We start from the raw sequence: 19,678 nt of genomic DNA, 5'->3' as shown, positions 1-19,678 counted from the left end.
GCACAATTGTGATGGTGACCCTCTTCTCCGTCTCAGCAATAACGAGCAGGCTCATTTATACGCCCCAGAGCAGGATATTCCCGGTGTAGGCATCGAAAATCAGAAAGCCATTCTTTTGTGTGAGAGCATCTTTTTGGGGTATAACCATATGCATATGCGTGAGCGTAAATGAGCCCTGTATCTCTACCATACAAACCAGACTATCCATGTTTCGACCGATATCTTCACCTCCTAGACGCTTGCTGGCTTCCTGCGCAGTCATAAATTGAAGCGTTTTGATTGTGATGGCCGTGCCCGGAGCGGTCGTACCGCCAATAAAGCCGTTTCTGGCGATATAGTCTTTGACATCCTGTTCGGTGAAAGAAGGCCGGGTCTTGCCGTCGCTTTGCAAGCGGGGGGGAATAGCCGGGAGGCCGACAGCGCTCAGTGGGTGCCGGGGTGTTGCCTGTGATGATGGGCTTGTGGCTGAAGCATCTCCTGAGAGCAAAAGGAGGCAACAAAGGCCGGAAAGAAGAAAGAAAGCGAATGCAGAGGTAATCGTAGAGAAACGCATGGATTCCTCCTCTCTAAAAATCTAATAAGAATAAGCTATCAGCTATTTTTGAGCAATTGAGGCTGCACATTGAAATATTCTCAAAATATAGCATAAATGAAAAATAGTGACAATACGTTTTTATCTTTTTAACAGGGATAGTTGCAGTTTCTCAAAAGAAGGAAGAAGAAGAGGAGGCTACCAGAGCCTCCTCAATCAAGCGTTATTTCTGAAGAGAAAGGGTGAGCCAGTCTTTACCCTTGTCTGTAAGCAGGCGGCTTTTCGGCGATTCAACGAAGGTATCCGTAAGCAGGGTGAGTGATCCAAGTGCAATCGTACGTGGCGCCCTGACTGTATATTTAGCTTGCACCTCGATCTGGCTGGTATGCCATTGTTTAAACTGCATCGGTGCCAGTAACTCGTCTCCAGGAGCTGCATTGCTCACTGTGCACTGGACTCCTTGCTGCTTCCCGCCTGGACCTTTCGCAACAAAGCTATAAATATAGGTTGTGCGCCATTGGGTCGGTGCATTCCGGGTAAAGCGCCAGCGCGAGACAAAGACGGTTGCATTGGTTTTGAGTTTCTGCATGACTGATTCTTCCGCCTGTAGATGCTGCTGGAAGCCTGCCTGTGTGCTCGTAGTGGAGGCATTGCCCTGAACCGTATACAGGTGAAATGGCTCACCACGCAGCCGGGCGACATCTCCTTGATGCTGTCCATGTCCGAACTGAGTTGCAAGAGCTTCAGTGTTCCGATGCAGAGGAGGGACAACCAGGACGGCCCTTTCATCAGGAGAACCGGGCAGCATCAAACACGACGTGCTCACCAGCGTGACGGGAATATGTGACTGATAGGTCAGGACGCGCATCGTGTCTTCCGTTTTGACGTTGAACAGCACATAGATTCGCTTGATGTGTTGCTTGAGCGCGAGCTGTTCTGCTTGACGAATCACCTGCTGAAGCGTTACATCAACATCGGCATAGATCCTTCCTCTGACGAAATCCAGGATCATAAGGGAAGAGCCTGCACCTTGCATGACAACCAGCAGAATACTGATTGCGACAATGGCTCCTCGACCGAACGTCTCCCATCCCTGCCAGCGTTTAAGCCACTCAACGACCCAGGTGAAAAGGAGCGCGATGAAGAGATATTGACCGGGAAAGAAGACAATAAAATAATGTGGATAAATGGGGAGACTCTGCCGTCGCAGGGCAAATAAGGGCACAAGCTGCCATGCTAGTAATAACAGGAGACCGCAGCGATAGGGATCTTTACATAGCGTGGTATAGTAGCTGACACACCAGCGCCAGACCTGTTGAAGCGGAGCCAAACCCTTTTCAACTGGAACACGGATCAAGAGCGCTTTCCCGAGAGCAACCACCATACCACCAATCTCACAGAGCAGCAGGAGATACTTGATCTTGGTGAGCCAGTGCCAGTGGGGGAGAAGGCGCGAGCCGACCGGTGGGATATCGTTCATGAATGAGGCATAAGGGCTGAGTCCAAGTGTGTAGTAGTAGTAAGTAAACTGCGATGTATCTTCCCAGGTATACTTCTTCTGAAAATCGAGATAGGCATGCAGATCATAGAGATGCGAGCTATATTCCCAGTAGAAAAAGGGGGCGTAGAGCAAGAGAGAGACAACGATACCGAGTAGAATATCCCACCAGCGTAATGTTTTCCATGCCAGCACAACAGCCAGGGCCAGCATTGCAAGGAGCATTGCACCGGTACTATGGAGCTGAGCCATCCAGGCGATCAGAATTAATGCGGGCGCAAACCAGCCGCTGCGCCTGCGAACAACTCCCTGAAAGAGCACGATCAGAAAGAGCATCAGAAAGAAGGGTAACAGGTTCTGTTGCCAGGAGAAGCGAGAGTAATAGACCGCTCGTGCCGCAGTGGCAAAGAGCAGCGCCGCAATGGTTGCAGGAAACCGGCCATAGTAGCACCGCACAAAGAAATAACAGAGCAAAACTGCCGCGACATTGAATAGCGCGATAAATAGAGCAGCTCCGAATGGATTTGCACCAAACGCCGCCGGGATCATCATCATATAGAGAATGGCTGGTGGATTAAGTATCCGAATGGAAGAGAGAATGCCGGTTGCCGGAAGCTGTCCGTTATGGATAGCTTCATAGGCCAGGCCGAACAGTTTTGCCTGATCAGTATCAAACTGGGTGGTATCCAGCCGGATGAACCTCAGTCCAACTGTTACCAAAAGCAGGGCGTAGATTTCCCAGCAGAGATACCAGGGCCTGCTTACCGAAAACGAAGCAGCAGCCTTCTCCTCTCGCTGCTGCCTTGATATGATTTGTTCATTTAGTTCTATCAATGTAGAATACACCTTTCTAAGTGTGTCCCGAGCGCCCGGACAGCAAGTTTGGGGGCTGCAATTAGGGTTAAGAAAGAAGATACGAATGGACGCCGGAACAGAGAGCATGTTTAATCCCTCTCCTACATGTGTCTTTATTGTCGTACTTTATCAACTGTCTGGCTGCAAGGCTTGAGACAAGCCTGCAAACGGCAAGCCACAGTGAGTAACAGGCAAAAAAGACACATCCATGCTTGAAAAGCCCTCTCTTGTGTGAATAGAACGCTGTACTCCGATGTCACAGTATTCTGGCTGTTCCTCAATCCTTTCAGTATCCTGTGTATTTGGCGGTCGGATGCAGGTGTGTTCAGAAGGATAGCACAGGGTACAATCAGAAATGAACAGTAGAACAAGCGTAAGCCAACTCTTATGCGGTTAGAGGCTTGAGCTATTTCAATATTACCTCTACAAAAGCCGTTTTGAAAGAGAAAGATGCTTAAACAGGACAAAAAGGTGATCTATAGATGTGCATATCTCGTATAGCTCGAAGTGTTGAGATCAGAGAAAGCCCGTTTGTTTATTTGATTTGTTTCGACCCTCAGTAGAGATGAGGGATCCCACTTTCTTGTCACGTATCTTGAAATAGAACAATATATAGTCGGGATAACGCAGGATACACACAGGCAAAGCGGAGAAGATCAGGCAGTTCAGAGAATTGTGCCTCCTGGATTTTCAGGAAATGGAACGGTTCACCTGAGAAGGTTATAGACGAGTACTCGAAAAGCGCCTGCTCTGGCTGAACAGGGGAAATAAGATGATCTTCAAGCCAGAGCGAGGCAAAGCCTGAGCGGTCGGCTTCTTGCGCGACGCGGACAATATGTTCACAGGCCTCTACAGGTAAATCTGGCTTCCAGAGCAGCGGAAGGACGACCCCGAGCTGAATGGACATTCCTCTCTCCTCTCTCCCTGAAGAAAAATGGCATATATTTATGTATTCTACCATAAATGATGTTCAGGCCGCCTGAAGCAACTATTTCTGGAAATGACGGCATGCTTGCTTTTTTTGATGCCCGTCTTTGCCGCGGAGCAAGATGAGAAGCGCTTTGAAAGGATCAAGGGGCGAGGGAGTGAGAGCGCCATATCTTTCAGATTTTTTCTTTTTCCTGGCTGAGCTCTTGACAAAGGATATTAGCATGCCCTAATATCTTATTAAAAAGGTCGGATATCAGAAATGGCTGATATCTGAGATGGGAATTACGACTTCTTGCTCTTAATAAGAGTCGTTAAACAGAGGAGAATGAAGAAAGAATGAGCGAACAGCCTGTTGAGCAATCCAGGAAAGGGTTCGGGTGGCTGGCCTGGAGCACTCGCGATATTTTGGTTCTTGCCGCTGTCGGCGTTGTTTTTGGTATTGTGCTTGGTGCACTGATGTATGCGTATCTGCTTTCCATTGTTCTGGGGGTGATTGTCGCCTGGGCCTGGATCGGAATTATGATTCTTCCCTGTTTCTTTATCGCATACGCGCTGCGTCGGGCCGGGGCAGCATTTCTTATTGCCTTGCTGTACTGTCTGGTGATGCTTCCTATTTCTCCGTATGGTCCCTCGATCATGATTACGGGCCTGCTTTACGCGTTTGCCGGAGAGATCGGGGTAGCTGTCGGGACACGCTATCGTCATTTTGGCTTGCCTTCTATGGCACTGACCGGTGCGGCGGGCGGCGTTGCCATGTTGATTATTTATCTTATCTTCTACCCCACATCGTTTGATCTGGCATTGCCGATCTTGATCGGCGTGATTGTCGTGACCATCGTCAGTAGTACGATCAGTGGTATTGTGGCGAAATATCTTGGCGATGCTGCTGCTCGTACGGGCGTGCTTGCCGGGACCATTCGCAAGGATCTCGAAGAGATTTAGCGCGGAAGTGAGTGAAGATGCTATGGCGTTGATCGAGGTTGAGAACCTGGCTGTCAAGTATCCGGGGCGCAAACGACCAATCTTAGAGCAGGTCAATCTACAGTTGCACGAAGGTGAAACGGTGCTGCTGCTCGGGGCCTCCGGGAGCGGAAAGAGCACGCTGGCGCTGACGCTCAACGGCTTGATCCCGCACAATGTTGGCAAGATCCTTGAGGGACGGGTGCGGGTTGATGGACTGGACACACAGAAGGCATCAGTGGTTGATCTGGCCCGGCGGGTCGGGATCGTCTTTCAGGACCCGGATGCACAGTTTGTCATGCTGACCGTTGAAGATGAGATTGTCTTTGGTATGGAGAATCTCTGTCTCTCTCCTGAAGAGATGGACAGACGGGTAGAAGAGGCGCTGGCTCAGGTTGGTCTGCCACAGCATCGCTACCGGCGCGTTGAGCAGCTTTCCGGCGGCGAGAAACAGCGGGTGACGCTGGCCTCGTTGCTGGCGATGGAGCCCTCTGTCCTGCTCTTTGATGAGCCTACCGCGAATCTGGACCCGGTAGGCACCCGGGATGTATTCGAGCTTCTGCGGCAATGTAAGGAGATGAAGAAGCATACCATTCTCCTGATTGAGCACAAGCTTGATGATCTGATGGACCTGATTGATCGGGTTGTGGTACTGGGAAAAGGGGGCGTAGTGCTGGCGGATGGGGCGCCACGAACGGTCTTCCAAGAGCAAATGGAGCTTTTGCAGAAGCATGGGGTCTGGGTGCCTCAGGTGGCTTCACTGGCGCATCGACTTGCCCAGGAGGGGATTGTACTTGATCCCTTCCCGCTGACGCTGGATGAGGCCGAGGAAGCGATCAACCGCAAACGGATCGGTGCGGAACCTGTCGAGCAGCAGTCTGTTTCCCCTGTGCTAACGCAGGAGAGCGAGCAGGCCGCAATCGAGGTGCGGAATCTGTCCTATCGGGTGGCTTCCCGAGAGATTCTGCATGATGTCTCGTTGCGGGTGCCTCAGGGCGATTTTCTGGCGCTGGTTGGCTCGAATGGTGCGGGCAAAACGACGCTTGCACATCATCTGGTTGATATTCTGCACCCGCCTGCGGGGCGCGTCTGGCTGCAAGGAAAAGACATTACTCGTATCCCGGCACGCGAGCTGGTGCATCATGTTGGCTATGTCTTTCAGAACCCCGAGCACCAGTTTATCACCGAGTCGGTTGCTGATGAGATCGCCTACGGTTTACGCGTGATGGGCCTATCGGCGGCAGAGATCACCGAGCGAACGAACACCCTGTTAGAGCGTTTCGGTCTGTTGCAACTGGCGCGGGCCAATCCGTTTACGTTAAGTCATGGGGAGAAGCGTCGCCTGAGTGTCGCAACGATGCTTGCGGTGGGACAGCAGGTCTTGATTCTCGATGAGCCAACGTTCGGACAGGATCAGCGCAACGCGGAGGCGCTGCTTGAGATCCTCTGGCAACTCCATACCGAGGGACGCACCATTGTCGTGATTACGCATGATATGGCGCTGGTTGCTCAGTATGCCCGCCACGTGGTGGTGATGGAGAGCGGGAGGCCGATCTTTCATGGAACGCCTGCTACCCTGTTTGCGCAGCCGGACCTGCTGGCGCGAGCTCACCTCACATTGCCGCCGTTGACCAGTCTGGCGGCGCGGTTGGGCTGGCCCGGTTTGCTGACGTCTGAGGCAGTCTATCAACAGTGTATGCAGGCACTCGGGCGGGAACTCGCTGTGAAGCATGTTGAATGACGGGAGAAGGTAAGCGAAGATGCAAATGATCTATCAGGAGGTGGATTCACCACTTCATCGCTTAAACCCTTTGAGTAAGGTATTGGCGTTAGTGCCAATTGTGCTCTTTGTGGCATTGACTACTGATCCCTGGGTGCCGCTGGTCTTCCTGGTGCTGGCAGTGGTAATCATCCTGGGACCGGCGCGTGTCTCGCTGCGCACGTTTGGCCGTATCAATGTGCCCCTCTTTCTGGCGATGGTCTCGTTCATGGTGACGTATCCATTTCTGGTGCGTGCGGAGCTGTTCAACCACTCGCCGGTCTTTTTGCAGCTTGGTCCGATCACCGTCTATCAGGCGGCGGTCGTTTCTGGTGCGGCGGCGGTCCTGCGGGTCTATGCCATGTTTTTGCTCTCACTGATTTTTACCTTTACCACCGATATCAGCGATTTTATTCGTGCGCTGGTGCAGCAGTGGAAGTTTCCCTACAAGCTTGGTTATGGCGTGTTGGCCGCGTTTCGTTTCGTGCCGATGCTACAGAGCGAGTTCCGCTTGATTCAGGCGGCGCATAAGATTCGCGGAATTGAGGATCGAGGTGGCCTGCGTGTTCAGTATGAGCGGCTGCGGCGCTACATTATTCCGCTGCTGGCGACAGCCATTCGGCGAGCCGAACGCACTGCGCTCGCGATGGATGGGCGGGCATTTGGCGTGCTGGCACGGCGCTCCTATTTTAAGCAGTTTCGGTTTCATGGGCGCGACTATCTCTTTATTGCCAGCTTCTGGCTGCTCTGTCTCCTGTTGATCGGGATATGCTGGTATGCTGGCTGGCTTGGGCCCCTTTCTCTACTGAAGAACCTATAGAAGGAATACAGGAGTTTTCACGTGGCTGAACGTTCTTTTTGCGCACGCATTTCGGAGGGACGACAGGAGCCATTTGTTGGTCTGGCCCCCTTTGCTGAGATCTGGGTGATGATCGAGTATACTGGCCCGTGGGGTTGGTCGGCGGTGCTGGATAATGATTTGCCCGAACCCGCTGCGAAGTGGCTTTCCGACTTCGTGATGAGCTATGAGACGATGAAAGGGGTTGGCGTCTTTGTCAGGCAGCATTCGCGGCCACTGAAAACGATTCGCTGTTTTGTTGGTGTCACGTTGAAAGAGCGAACGGCGCTGTATGCCTTCGAGTTTGAGCGCTATGAAGAACTGCTCTCCCTGGATCTGGCCGGCCTGAAAGCGGGTGCTCCGGCATATGATCGCTACCTGACCAATGAGCCAATGTATATTATTTGTACAAACGGCAAGCATGATATGTGCTGTGCCAAGTTTGGCATGCCTATTTATCGCGAGCTGGCTCGCCTTGATCCCGCCCATACGTGGCATTGTTCGCATATTGGAGGCGATCAGTTCGCGGCGAATCTGATTTGTTTCCCGCAGGGCGTCTATTACAGTCGCGTGGCGGTGCCGGAGGTCGAGACGATTCTAGACGCGGACCGACATGGCAGGCTTTATCTTCCGAAGTGCCGTGGGCGGGTGCAGTATCCAGCCGTGGTGCAGGCAGCCGAGTATTATGTGCGAATGCAGACAGGGATCTTCGAGTTGGGCGCTTTTTCGCTACAGGAGGTGCATACGGAGAACGAATCAGACTGTGTGACCTTCTGTGCGCAGGATGGAGCACTGCATCACGTGCGCGTGCAGAGCCACTACTGTGAGCTGGACTGCCCGCTTGCGTGTAGCTGTAACCAGCTTGGGAAGAACTATCGGCAGGAGTACCGCCTGATCGAGTATCAGGTTCAGGCAAGCGAGGAGGTGGTGACGCTGTAATATGTGGGCGGGGTGTCTGGCAAATGACCAGGTAATGAAAGGGCTGGCGATATTCGCCAGCCTTTTTTTGTGCTTAGATGGAAGTGTGCTGCTCATCGAGGGATAGCTTTCCCGTTGAGGTTGGTTGCGAGAGCGCTGTATCCTGCTTGTTGGTGACCGGTTTCCGCTGTATCCGGAGGACAAGGAGGGTGAGCAGGAATGCAATACCTATCAGAGCGCTGGCTACAAGGAATGAACCGTGTGTTCCTGCCTCGACTGCTTGTGGGTGTGTCACCCCCGTTTGAGCGGCGATGGCGACCATACTGGCATAGATGGTTCCCATAAATGACGCGCCCGTGGTCAGACCGAGCGTCCGAGCCAGCGAGAGAAGACCGGAAATGAGCCCGCGCTGTGAAGGGAGGGCGCTTTCCATCATCGCTGTATTGTTTGGCGTCTGGAATAGCGCCAGACCAATATTGATGATGGCCAGACGGAACGTGAAACCTGCAATGCCTGCTTTGATCGTGATGGTGGACATGAAGAGGCAGCCAACGACCATCAGCGCCACGCCGATCGCCATTATCGGTCGTGCTCCGAAACGGTTGGCAAGCAGTCCGACAGGCGTGCTTAGCAATGCGGTAATAAGTGCGCCTGTGGACATCAGCAAGCCGGTAAGGACGCTGGAATAGCTCTCTCCTTCACTCAGGAAGAAAGGCATGATGAGAATGACACCCATCATGACAGTATAGACCAGCACGCTGACCAGCAAACTGATGCTCAGGGTTGCGTTCCGGAAGATCTGGAGCGGCAATAAGGGGGACATCACACGCCGTTCTAACCAGAGAAACAGGAGCACGCCACTAACAGCCCCACCCAGGAGACCAAGCACAAGGGGAGACGTGAAGCCCAACTCTTCGGCTTCAGTCATCGCGAAGGCGTAACAGCCTAATGTGAGCGCGAGCACAATCATTCCCGGCCAGTCAAAACGCCATGTCTGTTCCTGGAATGTCTTTCCGGGCAGAAAGACCCAGATTACCCCGCAGGCTAATAGCCCGAATGGGACATTGATGATGAAAATGGCGTGCCAGCTAAAGGCGCTGAGAAGGAGACCGCCCAGCGTGGGCCCTAATGCGATTCCAAACGCAACCATTGCGGTCAGGATGCCGAGCGCATGTCCAGCTTTCATGCCATGATATGCATCGCTGACGATAGCGAAGCTGAGCGCCATCAAAACAGCCGCACCAAGTCCCTGCAAGGCTCTCATAGCAATGAGCCAATCAGCAGTAGGCGAGAGCCCGCAGAATAGAGAGGTAAGGGAGAACAGGGCAAGGCCGATGAGGTAGAGCCGTTTTTTTCCGAATAGATCGCTCAGACGTCCTATCCCGACGATCAGAGAGGTGACAACAAGCATATAGCTGAGAACAACCCACTGCGCTTGAGCAAAAGATGCATGGAGATCTGTGATGATGGTGGGGAGCGCAATGTTGACAATACTTGTATCAAGCGATGACATAAGCGTCGCCAACGCTGCTCCAAACAGTATCCATCCCCGCGATACCGTTTTTTCACCGGTAGTTTGCTGCAAGGTGTTTCCTCCAACTTCGTTCAAAAAATGTACTTTCTCATTGACCAATTGGTCAATACACAGGGAGTATATCATTACATTGACCCAAAGGTCAATAGGGAGGTATAGTGTGTTGCCTGAAGGATGTGCGAATTGGAAAGGGCGTGAGTCTGTGCATTGGGAAGAGGCAAGAAGCCCTGTTTGCCTCTTCCCATTGTTCAGGGGAGAAGCAGGAGGGCGCGTAGTGCCGCCAGTGTTTGTTCAAGCGAAACCTTATAGTCGCTTTGTACTGCTTGCAGCGGGCATCCTTCGGCGATAGCAGTCATCAAGGAAAGCAGCCCATCTTCTGTGACTCCGGCAAAGCGTTCCGGTTCGCTGGCTAAAAGGTCTCTGACAGCGGGGCGGAAAATTTCACGTGCCTGCTCTATAGCCTGGCTGATACGCGCTTTTATGACTGGATCGCGTAATCCCATGATCCAGAAGGAGAAAAACAGTTCCAGCTTGGCTGAATTTGGCCCTTGCTGGTAAGCATCGAGAAGATCTTGTCTGAGAAGCTCAAAGAGGCGCTCTCTTGGGGGAAGTGAGCTATCTACTTCCCAGACCTCAAACATCGTTTGAAGCAGCCAGTCCAGCAGGGCGTAGAGCAGTGCTTCTTTTGTCTTGAAGTGGAAAAAGACCAGTCCTGTACTTAAATGTGCTTCCGCTGCAACCTTCCGAATGGTGAGCTGATCGAGGCGTTCACGCGTTGCAACTGTAAAGGCGGCCTGAATAATTTGTTCGCGCCTCTGTTCCTCGGGTTGTTTCTCGCCTGGCACCATGAACCTCCTTCTATGCTATTGACCCTTTGGTCAATGTAATGGTATGCTATCTCTGTGGCTATTGACCTGATGATCAATATAGAATACCTTGTTTGGTTCGTCAAGCCTTATCACAAGAAGGAGTTTTTCCAATGTTTATTATGCAAGCAAGCTTTGAGGTCGCTCGTCAGTTTGAGGATCGAATGCAGGCCAAGTATCGGAAGGATAGAGAGGCTATCAAGGAGGCTGAAGGGAATATTGCATATGAATGCTGGCGGAGAGAGCACGATACAACAGTTGAGTACGTCTTTGTCTCCAAGTGGGAGCAAGAGGCCGATTTCAAGAAGTGGATCTCTCGCGATGCTCATAAACAGGAGCACCGTGAGCAGATCCAGCGGCGTCGGGCTGGTGAAGATGATGGCTTCTCGGTCAAGAAGGTGCTGCATTCCTTCGAGCTCTTCGTCTAGTTGGAGAAATGTTTCTGCCAGAACATATGTAATCAGAACCTGAAGAAGGTTGTAAGGGCGAGGACTGCTCTCGCCCTCATTGTCTGTTGCTTGCCAGGGAGGCCACGGACTTGCCTTTATTCCGGTGCCTCCCTGAGCGCCTGAAGCACTGCATGGTAGGCCGGTTTTTTCTTATAGTTTTCGTCAAAGAGCAGCGCCGCGCCGTAGCCGGGAAAGGTGCCGGGGACCCAGGAATATTTGTCGGTGATGCCCCAGGTCGTGATACTGGTACAGTGTGGGATCGCGAGACAGGCCTGTATGACCTTCCTGTAATCCTCTGCCTGCTGCTGTAGCTCCGCTGTGCTGGCTGGAACGGGCATTCTGATATCCAGTTCAGTGATATGGATCTCGACGCCGAGATCAGCAAAGCGTTGCAGGTTTGTCTGCATGTCGGGGGGAACTGTGCCGAGCAGCAGGTGACACTGAAAGCCAACGCAATCGAGCGGAATGCCGCGCCGCTTGAAATCCCTGACGAGACCGTAGACGGCGTCGCTTTTGGCGTTGATGCCCTCAATGCCGTAATCGTTGTAGCATAAGCGGGTGTAGGGGTCAGTTGCTCGGGCCACCCTGAAAGCCTCTTCAATATGGAGGTCGCCGATTCGCTCCTGAAAAATGCTCTTCCGTCGTGAGCCATCCTCATCAAAAGCCTCATTGACAACATCCCAGTAGCTGATGTGGCCTGTATAATGCTGCATCACGCCGATAATGTGATTCCTCATTGCCTGAAGGAGATCGGCACTCTCGTTGACCCAGGAAGGTAATGCGGTGTGCCAGACCAGCGTGTGACCTCGAACCCGCATATGGTGACTGTGGGCATAGCGGACGAGCGTATCAGCAGCATCGAAGCTGAAGGAACCGGGGGCGGGCTCAGTTGCATCCCATTTCATCTCGACTTCCGGGGTGATGCTGGTGAACTGGGAATTGAGGATATGGGTGTAGGGTGGCTCGCTGAGATGGTTCACGCTGACGGCTGCTCCGAACAGGCGAAATTTCGCTGCCGCGCCCAGAGATGGTTCATCGAGATAAGGAGCGGAAGCGGTCATAGGTTGTGCCCCTTTCATCTGCTATAGAACGCTGAACAAGCTATGAAGAAATGATTTATGTCTCTCGTGCGACTTCAGTAACAGTATAACTATTTATTGTGTTACTTGTCAATAAAGTATTTTTTTCTATTCTATAGAAATAAGCATATATGAGAGAAATAGAGATATTTTCTTCAGAAAAGCAGGAAAAGTATAAACATATTGTAATAAGTATAGACAAATGAGTATGTGATTTTTGGCTATGCTTGCAAATATATTCGGATAAAGGCTTGAAAAATGCACAACTTTTGTGGTATAGTTTTGATAGCATAACAGATTCTTTATTCTCCGATGTGGGGTAGTCGTTCTTGTGAAGCTGTATTGCTATGGAGAGCGGTACAAGAGAGCGACGCATTTGTCTGTAGACTTTTTGTTTGAAATGTCCAGTCAAATTGTTCAGTCTTCCCCGAAAGGTCGGCCTCTTAGCGGGAGGTCAGCGCTGCGGCTGGAATCGTGGCGTGAAAATACAACGGTGTAAAGAGGAGAAAGAGAATGTTCCAAACGAGACAAGCGGGTAAAGGCATGGTGGCCCTTGCCCTGGCGCTTCTCATGATGGCGTTCAGTTCGTTTCAACCGCGTGCTTCGGCTGCGACGGTGCAGGCTCAGGCGAGTACCCATCGTGTGATCTACTACTATCAAACCTTAACCGACCTCACCCCTGTGATTCAGAACCTCAATCCCGCGACCGGGAAACCATATCCGACCCATATCAATCTGGGGGCTTTCCATCTGGGCCCGCAAAGCGATGGTACATTGATGCACCTCAATGATTATCCGCCCGACAATCCTATTTTTGCGAAACCCTGGCAGCAACTCAAACAGCTTCAGGGAATGGGGGTGAAGTTGCATATGATGCTTGGCGGAGCGGCCTGCTGCTCTTTTCAGTCCCTTTTCAGCGATTGGAACAGGCTTTATCCCGTGCTCAAGCAGACGTTGCAGCAGTACCACTTTGACGGTATTGATCTTGATATCGAAGAGTCGGTCGCTCTGACAGATGTACAACGTTTGATCGATCAGTTGAGTGCCGACTTCGGCAGCAGTTTCGCGATCACGCTTGCACCGGTTGCCTCGGATCTGACCGGCGGTGGTGGCCTCTCTGGCTTTGATTATAAAGATCTCTATAACAGTCCCCAGGGTGCCAGGATTGCCTGGTTCAACACGCAGTTCTATAGCGGGTTTGGTTCTCTTTCCTCGACCTCTGACTATGATCGGGCCGTGCGAAATGGCTTCCCGGCGGACAAGATTGTTGCCGGGATGCTGAGCAACCCGGCGAATGGTGGCGGCTATGTCAATATCAATACGGCTGCTTCGACGGTCAAGCAACTGGCACGCAAATATTCAAACTTCGGCGGCGTGTTCGCCTGGGAATACTTTAACTCTCTGCCGGGCGGAACCGCGCACCCTGAACAATGGTCCATTCTGATGACACAGTCAATGAACAGCTAGACGAAGCATCTTACAGATCCCCTCATTCGGAGAGGGTCGGAATCGGTCTTCTGGTTCCGACCCATTTTTGTTTCTCATGAGCAACTTCAGCAACCTTATTCCCTTTGCAATGTACGTTTCTTCTCTTCCCATCCCCACCCCGGGGGGTTGACAAAAACGAAAAGCTCGCGTATAGTGAGAACCAGTTCCATACTACCCCCTGGTATAGGGTAAGAAGAAAGGGAAAGTCATACCTCTTTGGGGAGGCTGCATTCTGCGGATAGAGCGCTATCGATGCTTTTCCTTTCTTCTCAATATTGTTTCACGATCGCAAGGGGGTATGCTCTCTGCCTGAGAACATAGTTCTCTATCTACAACGAGCCGTTCCTGATCTGCGGCACTCATCCTCTCAGCGCGAGAAACAGAGCATGAGTGCGGGAATACAGGATAGTCTGACGCATAGCTCATTCAGCATAGAAGAGGAAAGAGGTGTCACAATGAAGTATCGTCTGGGTTTGTCCCTTCTGTTCGGGCTTCTCATCATGGTTCTCGCTGCATGTGGTGGCAATACCGGGGCAACAAGTGCACCCACCGATGCACAGACGGTTGACGTCAAGCTTTCGGAGTTCAGCATTGATGTATCTGAAAAGAACTATACTCCGGGAAAAACGTATCACTTTGTGATTACGAACAATGGCAACACTTCCCATGAGTTTATGATTATGCCGAAGTCGGAGGGCAACATGAGCGGTATGTCTATGGAGCATATGGACTCGATGGCCCTGGCAATGGTTGACGATATTCAGCCTGGAGAGACGAAAACGCTGGATTATACCTTCACCACGTCGGCAGCAAACACACAGCCTGAGTTCGCTTGTTATATCGCGGGCCATTATGAGGCAGGGATGAAGCAAACGGTTAGCGTCAAGCAGTGATTCAAGCTTGCAACGCACATGGAAGGGCCTCCTGAGCGGATGAAAAACGCCGGAGGTTCTTTTTTTTGTTTGTACCGCTTGCTTTCCATGCGCTATCCTGATAGACTCATCCGTATGATGACCACAAGAAGTCCACGGCTTTCAAGTCAGATGAGGAATGGGCTTGCTGCAACGGCGGCGAAAGCGTGTCAAAGAGAGAACAACAGAGACTTCATATACAAATGTCAGACTCTACAAAATGATTGATATGCTCTTTCTCAGATCATGCCATCAATGGCGTTCAGCAAGAACTGGTCGCACATGAAACTGATGCACGCGTCACATGGAGAACGCTTCTCGTCCGGCAGGACCGGGTGAGAATGGGGCACGTGTCCCTGATGTGTCGGACAAGGAGGTCAAAGCAGTCCCCTGCGAAAGGGGAGGTGATTAACTTATGAGCAGGGTTCTGAATCAGACGTTCTCAGTCAGATGATCTTGCTTTGGTTCCTGTTTTATTATAGAAGGATGTGAATGTTGAGATGAAACGCTTCAATCTCTTTGCCCCTGCTGTTGTCCTGCGACTGGAAGGGATAACGGTCTTCTTGCTGGCGCTGCTCTTCTATGGCATGCGAGGAGGCAACTGGCTTTTGTTTCTCCTGCTTTTGTTTGTGCCTGATCTCTCAATGCTTGGCTATCTGGCTGGAGCGCGTGTCGGAGCCATCATCTATAATCTGATCCATGCATATGTGCTTCCACTGGCGCTGCTGGCCTTCGGGTTGATTGGAAACAATACGCTGTTGGCGCTGCTGGCGCTGATCTGGCTGGCTCATATCGGGCTTGATCGCGTGCTTGGCTATGGTCTGAAGTACCCCACCTTTTTCAAAGATACTCATCTGAATCGCGTGTAAAACCTGTAACCAGTATGCTTCAACGAGATGCAGACGGAAAAGGAGTCCTCTTTCTTACCTCTTTTTCCGTTTTCGCTCTGTCCGATTGGAATAGCCAGAAAAACAAAAGAAGGGAGTACGGGTGCAATGGCTAACCCGGACCATCTGGCGATTCTGGAACAGGGCGTGAAGCGATGGAATCAATGGCGTACGGAGCATCCCGAGATCGTCCCCGACTTAGAGGGAGCCGATCTTTCAGGGAGACATTTCTTTCAGGCGAATTTCACGGGGGCACGGATGCGTAAGGTGAATTTGCGTGATACAGAACTGTATATGACAGATTTCACTGATGCGGATTTAGAGGATGCGAATCTCCTGGGCGCAGTTCTCAGCGGGACTTGCTTCCGAAGGTGCCATCTCGAATTTGCAGACCTGCGACGTGTAACATCAAGTGGAGGGAGTACTTTTGAAGAGGCAATGCTTCGGTATACCGATTGGAAGAGGTCGTTTCTTCGTAGTGATACCTTTTCCCGGGCGAATCTGAGACATGCCTGCATGGATGAGATGATTGTGCGGCAGGTGTGCTTTGATGGGGCTGATCTGGAGGGCGCCAAGTTCTGGTTGACGCGTTTTGAACGATCCTCCTTGCGAGAGGCAAACTGTTCATGGACGTATTTGCGTGGAACGGTGCTGCATGAGACAGATCTGACAGGGACCAGCTTTGAGAAGGCCGTCTTCTGGGAAACGGGGATTCTCAATTGTCCCCTGCATCGGGCAAGAGGGTTGGATCAGGCGTATCATGTCGGGCGCTCATTCCCGGACCTGCAGACGATCGCGCGAGCAGAGGGAAGCCTGCCTCCCCGCTTTCTTCGCGGCTGTGGCCTGCCAGAAACCCTGAGTACAAACGAGACGCTCTCGCTTGAGGAGTGGAAACAGCGTCCTTCCTGTTTTCTCGTGTATGCCCCTGCTGAGTATGCCTTTGCAAGCAGGCTCTGGCAAGATCTCTCTCGGAACGGGGTCTGTTGCTGGTTGTATCCTGCCTGTGAACAGTTTGAACTCTGGTTTGGGTATCGAGAGCCGCCAGAGGAGTGGTCGATGCAGCCGCAGGATGCTCGACTGCTTGTCGTCTCCCGGGCCTCATTTCGAGTATTTGGAGGTATTAGAAGCGCTGCTATCCAGGCGTTTCTCCAGCGAAAGGAAGCACAATCACAGGAGCCGTTGATTGTGACCGTATCGCTCGATCAGTCACGGCTGCGTGATGTACCTGATTGGACGCTTCTGTTCAAAAGAACAGGCTTAGAGATGCATGTGCTGGATGAGACGGAGGTTCTTGATTGCTCAGGATACCAGGATGAAGCAGCCTATCAGGAGCTGCTACAACGTGTGCTTTTCTTACTCAAACGGAAAGAGGATATCCCTGTAGAGGAGCCGCTATCAGATGAGCAATAAGAGCCCGATTTCATTATTTCCATAAAATGGGGACAGAGTAGAGGATTTTACGATAAAAGGATACTGCTCATGCACACAGTGCTCTATAGGCGGAGTATTGTGTAATGGGGTCAGAGGTACTAACTGCGTAACCCTCGACTTGTTACAACCATACGCCGGTTCACTTCATCCCGGGAAAGAGGAGCTTCAAGAGGGCCTGGTTCAATGTGAACCGGGCCCCGCCTTATTTAGCGATTGTAAGGTGTAAAGAGACCGAGATGGTTCCCTGCGGGATCGGCGAAAATGGCCCAGACGCCTACTCCCGGGATCTCCGCTTTTGAATGCACAATGGTACCGCCGTGAGCCTCAATGGTCGCCAGCGAAGCATCAATGTCGTCTGTTGCCAGGTAGACGAGCAAGCGATCAGGCTTATAGGCTGGTTCGGAGGGATCTGCAAAGCCGCCGCGAAGACCACCGTCTGTCTGGAATGTGATATAGTTGTGTTCTTCATTCACAGCGAGCTTCCAACCGAAAACATCTTGATAGAAGGTGCCAGTCTCGCGAACATGCTCTGCCGGGATCTCGATATGCGCAATCGTTGGTTTGGGTGTCTCGTTTGCCATAATAGAAACCTTTCTCCTTTTGTCTACTGCGCTTCCAGAGCGCGACGAACCTGCGATTCAGAGTGAAAGCTGCTTCAATTTCTGGATGTATCATACCTCTCGAAATGTGACAGCTCTATGGCACCATTGCAGACCAGTTTTTTGTGAAAATTAACTTGTATACAAGTATTATTTACACAAGTATCATGTATATGATATTCTTGTGGGTAAAGATGGTGATACTTCAATCTGATAAAGAGGAATATGATGGAACCGATTGAGGATTGCTTTATCTTTCTCTTTTCCAAAGCCTATCAGCGTGTCTCACAAATCACCAAGCGGAGACTGACGCGCTACGGTGTGACGCCCGTGCAATATATTGTTCTGCGGGCGCTCTGGGAGAGCGATGGACAGAGTGGGGCCGCCCTGGGTGAGCGGCTGATGCTTGATAGCGCAACGCTGACGGGGGTCATTGATCGGCTTGAGCATGCCGGACTGCTTCAGCGCTTGCCTGATGGGCAGGATCGTCGCATTCATCGGGTGGCGTTGACTGAGAAAGGGCGAGCGCTCCAGGAGCCTGTGCAGCGCGAAGTGGATAAGCTGAATCGCTTCTTTTGTGCCGGGTTCTCGGCGGAAGAAGAGACTCAGGTGAAGGCCCTGCTGCTGAAGATGATGCGACTAGAGGAAGACGCTTTTTCCCGGCTTTCAGAGTAAGCCTGAGTTCCCGAGACGGACAAACAGCAAACCTCCAAACGCATGATTGCAGAATCATGTGGTGGGCCTTTTTTCCTTTTTTTGAGGTATCTGGAAAGGATTTTCCTGATGAAAAGCTTGAAACGCCTCCCTATCCATTATGCCTGGATTTTGTTGTTCCTCTGTTTTCTTGGCCTGTTGATGGTGCAGGGTGTGCGGCTCTCGTTTGGCGCTTTCGTTCAGCCCTGGGAGCGCTCGTTTGCGACCAACCGCGAAACGATTTCGTTGATATCAATGGTCAGCTTTGTGTTCTATGGACTATCACAGCCGCTTGTCGGGCGGCTTGCCGATCTCTATGGTCTGCGGATTGTGTTTCCTGCCGGGGTCTTTCTGGTCGGGGGAAGCCTGATCGCGACAACATTTGCCAGTTCCCCGCTGCATCTGGTGTTGCTTTTCGGCGGCATGGGATCGATCGGGTTTGGTGCAACCTCATATGTCGCTGTCTCGGCTGCTATCACACGCTGGTTTCATACGCGGCGGGGAATTGCCTTCGGCGTTATGGAGGCCGGTGTCAGCGCTGGACAGTTGGTGTTAGTGCCTGTGGCGCTCTTTGCCGTCACTACCTGGGGGTGGCAACGCTTTTTATTCTGGGTCGGACTGCTTCTCTGCCTGATTGTGTGTCCGCTGCTCTATTTCTGTCTGCGTTCCTCGCCTGCTGAGATAGGGATGCGGCCATATGGAGAAGTGCAGCCGGAAGAGCAAGAGGCAGTGACCTCCACGGAAAAAGGGAGTCCTTTGCCGTGGTGGCGGATTCTCGCGACATGGCCTTTCTGGGGGTTGGCTCTGCCCTTCTTCGTCTGTGGGGTGACCACGACCGGCCTGATGGATACACACTTGATCTCATATGCACATGATCATGGCTTTTCAACAGCAACTGTTGGTGTGGCAGTGAGTCTGCTGGCTGCTTTTAATATCATCGGGTCGCTGGCCTCGGGTCCACTCGCTGATATCTGGGATGGGCGCTGGATGCTTGCCCTGTTCTACGGCGTACGAGCGCTCTCACTGGTCTTGCTATTGAACGTGCATCATCCTTTCCTGTTGTTGCTTTTCTCGGTGATCTTCGGACTCGTTGATTTCGCTACTGTGGCGCCAACGCAGACGCTGGCCTCTCACTACTTCCCGAGCGGGGCAGCGGGCTTTGTTTTCGGTCTGCTCTCGCTCTTTCATCAGCTTGGATCGGCGCTCGGCGCGTATCTGCCGGGTCTGCTCTATGATTGGACGGGGAGCTATATCCTTGTTTTCAGCGGAGCAATCGCGTTGCTTGTTCTGGCGACAGTGATCAATATTCTCCTGCCTCCCTTCAAGCGGGGGGCATCGTTACCTGCTGTAGAGCTTGAGCGTGGATAAGATCGTCTCCCCCCTCAATGAGACGCGCTGTCAGGCGGTGCTTTCCATTCCGAGAGAGCCCCGAAAGGCGGCGCGTTCAGAGA

General features: G+C 51.9%; 18 protein-coding genes. 11 read left to right on the top strand and 7 right to left on the bottom strand.

The features are described 5' to 3' along the window. Positions 1 to 55 precede the first annotated feature (55 nt). From KTH_RS10965 to KTH_RS10955, 3 genes are all read right to left on the bottom strand, one after another. Positions 56 to 553: a hypothetical protein gene (locus tag KTH_RS10965; RefSeq protein WP_111320734.1), complete on the bottom strand. Its 498-nt coding sequence runs from the start codon at positions 551 to 553 to the stop codon at positions 56 to 58. Positions 554 to 755: 202 nt separating this feature from the next. Continuing rightward, positions 756 to 2,864, bottom strand: coding sequence for an ArnT family glycosyltransferase (locus KTH_RS10960; protein WP_170142457.1), 2,109 nt, complete (start codon positions 2,862 to 2,864; stop codon positions 756 to 758). A gap of 607 nt (positions 2,865 to 3,471) precedes the next feature. Next, positions 3,472 to 3,792: a hypothetical protein gene (locus tag KTH_RS10955; protein ID WP_111320730.1), complete on the bottom strand. Its 321-nt coding sequence runs from the start codon at positions 3,790 to 3,792 to the stop codon at positions 3,472 to 3,474. Between the two features lie 359 nt (positions 3,793 to 4,151). Here KTH_RS10955 and KTH_RS10950 point away from each other — a divergent pair, with 359 nt between their 5' ends. The 4 genes from KTH_RS10950 to KTH_RS10935 are packed head-to-tail and all read left to right on the top strand — an operon-like array spanning position 4,152 to position 8,311. After that, positions 4,152 to 4,757 carry an ECF transporter S component gene (locus KTH_RS10950; RefSeq protein WP_111320728.1) on the top strand — a complete coding sequence of 202 codons (606 nt, stop codon included), beginning with the start codon at positions 4,152 to 4,154 and terminating at the stop codon, positions 4,755 to 4,757. Positions 4,758 to 4,764: 7 nt separating this feature from the next. Then, a complete protein-coding gene (locus KTH_RS10945; protein WP_211326078.1) occupies positions 4,765 to 6,516 on the top strand; it encodes an ABC transporter ATP-binding protein in 1,752 nt (583 codons plus the stop codon). A 19-nt stretch (positions 6,517 to 6,535) separates the two neighbouring features. Next, positions 6,536 to 7,354, top strand: coding sequence for an energy-coupling factor transporter transmembrane component T family protein (locus tag KTH_RS10940; RefSeq protein ID WP_111320726.1), 819 nt, complete (start codon positions 6,536 to 6,538; stop codon positions 7,352 to 7,354). Positions 7,355 to 7,375: 21 nt separating this feature from the next. After that, positions 7,376 to 8,311, top strand: a complete 936-nt coding sequence (locus tag KTH_RS10935) for a ferredoxin family protein (protein WP_497618495.1) — start codon at positions 7,376 to 7,378, stop codon at positions 8,309 to 8,311. 73 nt (positions 8,312 to 8,384) lie between these two features. Here the strand turns inward: KTH_RS10935 and KTH_RS10930 are convergent, their stop codons facing one another. Both KTH_RS10930 and KTH_RS10925 read right to left on the bottom strand, forming a co-directional pair. Beyond that, positions 8,385 to 9,899 carry an MFS transporter gene (locus KTH_RS10930; RefSeq protein ID WP_497618493.1) on the bottom strand — a complete coding sequence of 505 codons (1,515 nt, stop codon included), beginning with the start codon at positions 9,897 to 9,899 and terminating at the stop codon, positions 8,385 to 8,387. Between the two features lie 173 nt (positions 9,900 to 10,072). Beyond that, positions 10,073 to 10,672 (bottom strand): TetR/AcrR family transcriptional regulator, encoded by a 600-nt coding sequence (locus KTH_RS10925; protein WP_497618491.1) that lies wholly within the window; start codon positions 10,670 to 10,672, stop codon positions 10,073 to 10,075. Between the two features lie 131 nt (positions 10,673 to 10,803). On the opposite strand from KTH_RS10925, the gene KTH_RS10920 reads away from it, so the two are divergent. After that, complete coding sequence (locus tag KTH_RS10920; protein ID WP_111320718.1) at positions 10,804 to 11,118, top strand: antibiotic biosynthesis monooxygenase family protein; 315 nt, start codon at positions 10,804 to 10,806, stop codon at positions 11,116 to 11,118. A 116-nt stretch (positions 11,119 to 11,234) separates the two neighbouring features. Here KTH_RS10920 and KTH_RS10915 read toward each other — a convergent pair whose 3' ends face one another. Next, positions 11,235 to 12,200 (bottom strand): glycoside hydrolase family 10 protein, encoded by a 966-nt coding sequence (locus KTH_RS10915; RefSeq protein ID WP_497618485.1) that lies wholly within the window; start codon positions 12,198 to 12,200, stop codon positions 11,235 to 11,237. Between the two features lie 531 nt (positions 12,201 to 12,731). Between KTH_RS10915 and KTH_RS10910 the strand changes: the two genes are divergently transcribed. The 4 genes from KTH_RS10910 to KTH_RS10895 all read left to right on the top strand — a co-directional run bounded on the left by KTH_RS10910 (position 12,732) and on the right by KTH_RS10895 (position 16,914). Further along, positions 12,732 to 13,685: a glycoside hydrolase family 18 protein gene (locus tag KTH_RS10910; protein ID WP_497618483.1), complete on the top strand. Its 954-nt coding sequence runs from the start codon at positions 12,732 to 12,734 to the stop codon at positions 13,683 to 13,685. A gap of 476 nt (positions 13,686 to 14,161) precedes the next feature. Beyond that, on the top strand, positions 14,162 to 14,599 hold the full coding sequence (locus KTH_RS10905) for a hypothetical protein (RefSeq protein ID WP_497618480.1): 438 nt from the start codon (positions 14,162 to 14,164) through the stop codon (positions 14,597 to 14,599). Positions 14,600 to 15,117: 518 nt separating this feature from the next. Next, complete coding sequence (locus KTH_RS10900) at positions 15,118 to 15,486, top strand: DUF4260 domain-containing protein (RefSeq protein ID WP_111320712.1); 369 nt, start codon at positions 15,118 to 15,120, stop codon at positions 15,484 to 15,486. 126 nt (positions 15,487 to 15,612) lie between these two features. Beyond that, the gene (locus tag KTH_RS10895; protein WP_497618474.1) at positions 15,613 to 16,914 is read left to right on the top strand and encodes a pentapeptide repeat-containing protein; all 1,302 of its coding nucleotides are present in this window, start codon (positions 15,613 to 15,615) and stop codon (positions 16,912 to 16,914) included. 227 nt (positions 16,915 to 17,141) lie between these two features. On the opposite strand, the gene KTH_RS10890 is transcribed toward KTH_RS10895, so the two are convergent. Next, a complete protein-coding gene (locus KTH_RS10890) occupies positions 17,142 to 17,516 on the bottom strand; it encodes a VOC family protein (protein ID WP_497618473.1) in 375 nt (124 codons plus the stop codon). A 243-nt stretch (positions 17,517 to 17,759) separates the two neighbouring features. Here KTH_RS10890 and KTH_RS10885 point away from each other — a divergent pair, with 243 nt between their 5' ends. Both KTH_RS10885 and KTH_RS10880 read left to right on the top strand, forming a co-directional pair. Then, positions 17,760 to 18,209, top strand: a complete 450-nt coding sequence (locus KTH_RS10885) for a MarR family winged helix-turn-helix transcriptional regulator (protein WP_497618472.1) — start codon at positions 17,760 to 17,762, stop codon at positions 18,207 to 18,209. Between the two features lie 108 nt (positions 18,210 to 18,317). After that, on the top strand, positions 18,318 to 19,595 hold the full coding sequence (locus KTH_RS10880; RefSeq protein ID WP_497618471.1) for an MFS transporter: 1,278 nt from the start codon (positions 18,318 to 18,320) through the stop codon (positions 19,593 to 19,595). Positions 19,596 to 19,678 lie beyond the last annotated feature (83 nt).

Source organism: Thermosporothrix sp. COM3 (assembly GCF_059696735.1).
Note: the sequence above shows the minus strand (reverse complement) of the source record. Positions and strands in the feature narration are given on the sequence as shown.

Bases quoted from the DNA above. Each gene is read 5' to 3' on its own strand.
- KTH_RS10965 (WP_111320734.1), bottom strand. From the start codon at position 553: ATGCGTTTCTCTACGATTACCTCTGCATTCGCTTTCTTTCTTCTTTCC.
- KTH_RS10955 (WP_111320730.1), bottom strand. From the start codon at position 3,792: ATGTCCATTCAGCTCGGGGTCGTCCTTCCGCTGCTCTGGAAGCCAGAT.
- KTH_RS10950 (WP_111320728.1), top strand. From the start codon at position 4,152: ATGAGCGAACAGCCTGTTGAGCAATCCAGGAAAGGGTTCGGGTGGCTG.
- KTH_RS10940 (WP_111320726.1), top strand. From the start codon at position 6,536: ATGCAAATGATCTATCAGGAGGTGGATTCACCACTTCATCGCTTAAAC.
- KTH_RS10925 (WP_497618491.1), bottom strand. From the start codon at position 10,672: ATGGTGCCAGGCGAGAAACAACCCGAGGAACAGAGGCGCGAACAAATT.
- KTH_RS10920 (WP_111320718.1), top strand. From the start codon at position 10,804: ATGTTTATTATGCAAGCAAGCTTTGAGGTCGCTCGTCAGTTTGAGGAT.
- KTH_RS10915 (WP_497618485.1), bottom strand. From the start codon at position 12,200: ATGACCGCTTCCGCTCCTTATCTCGATGAACCATCTCTGGGCGCGGCA.
- KTH_RS10910 (WP_497618483.1), top strand. From the start codon at position 12,732: ATGTTCCAAACGAGACAAGCGGGTAAAGGCATGGTGGCCCTTGCCCTG.
- KTH_RS10905 (WP_497618480.1), top strand. From the start codon at position 14,162: ATGAAGTATCGTCTGGGTTTGTCCCTTCTGTTCGGGCTTCTCATCATG.
- KTH_RS10900 (WP_111320712.1), top strand. From the start codon at position 15,118: ATGAAACGCTTCAATCTCTTTGCCCCTGCTGTTGTCCTGCGACTGGAA.
- KTH_RS10895 (WP_497618474.1), top strand. From the start codon at position 15,613: ATGGCTAACCCGGACCATCTGGCGATTCTGGAACAGGGCGTGAAGCGA.
- KTH_RS10890 (WP_497618473.1), bottom strand. From the start codon at position 17,516: ATGGCAAACGAGACACCCAAACCAACGATTGCGCATATCGAGATCCCG.
- KTH_RS10885 (WP_497618472.1), top strand. From the start codon at position 17,760: ATGATGGAACCGATTGAGGATTGCTTTATCTTTCTCTTTTCCAAAGCC.
- KTH_RS10880 (WP_497618471.1), top strand. From the start codon at position 18,318: ATGAAAAGCTTGAAACGCCTCCCTATCCATTATGCCTGGATTTTGTTG.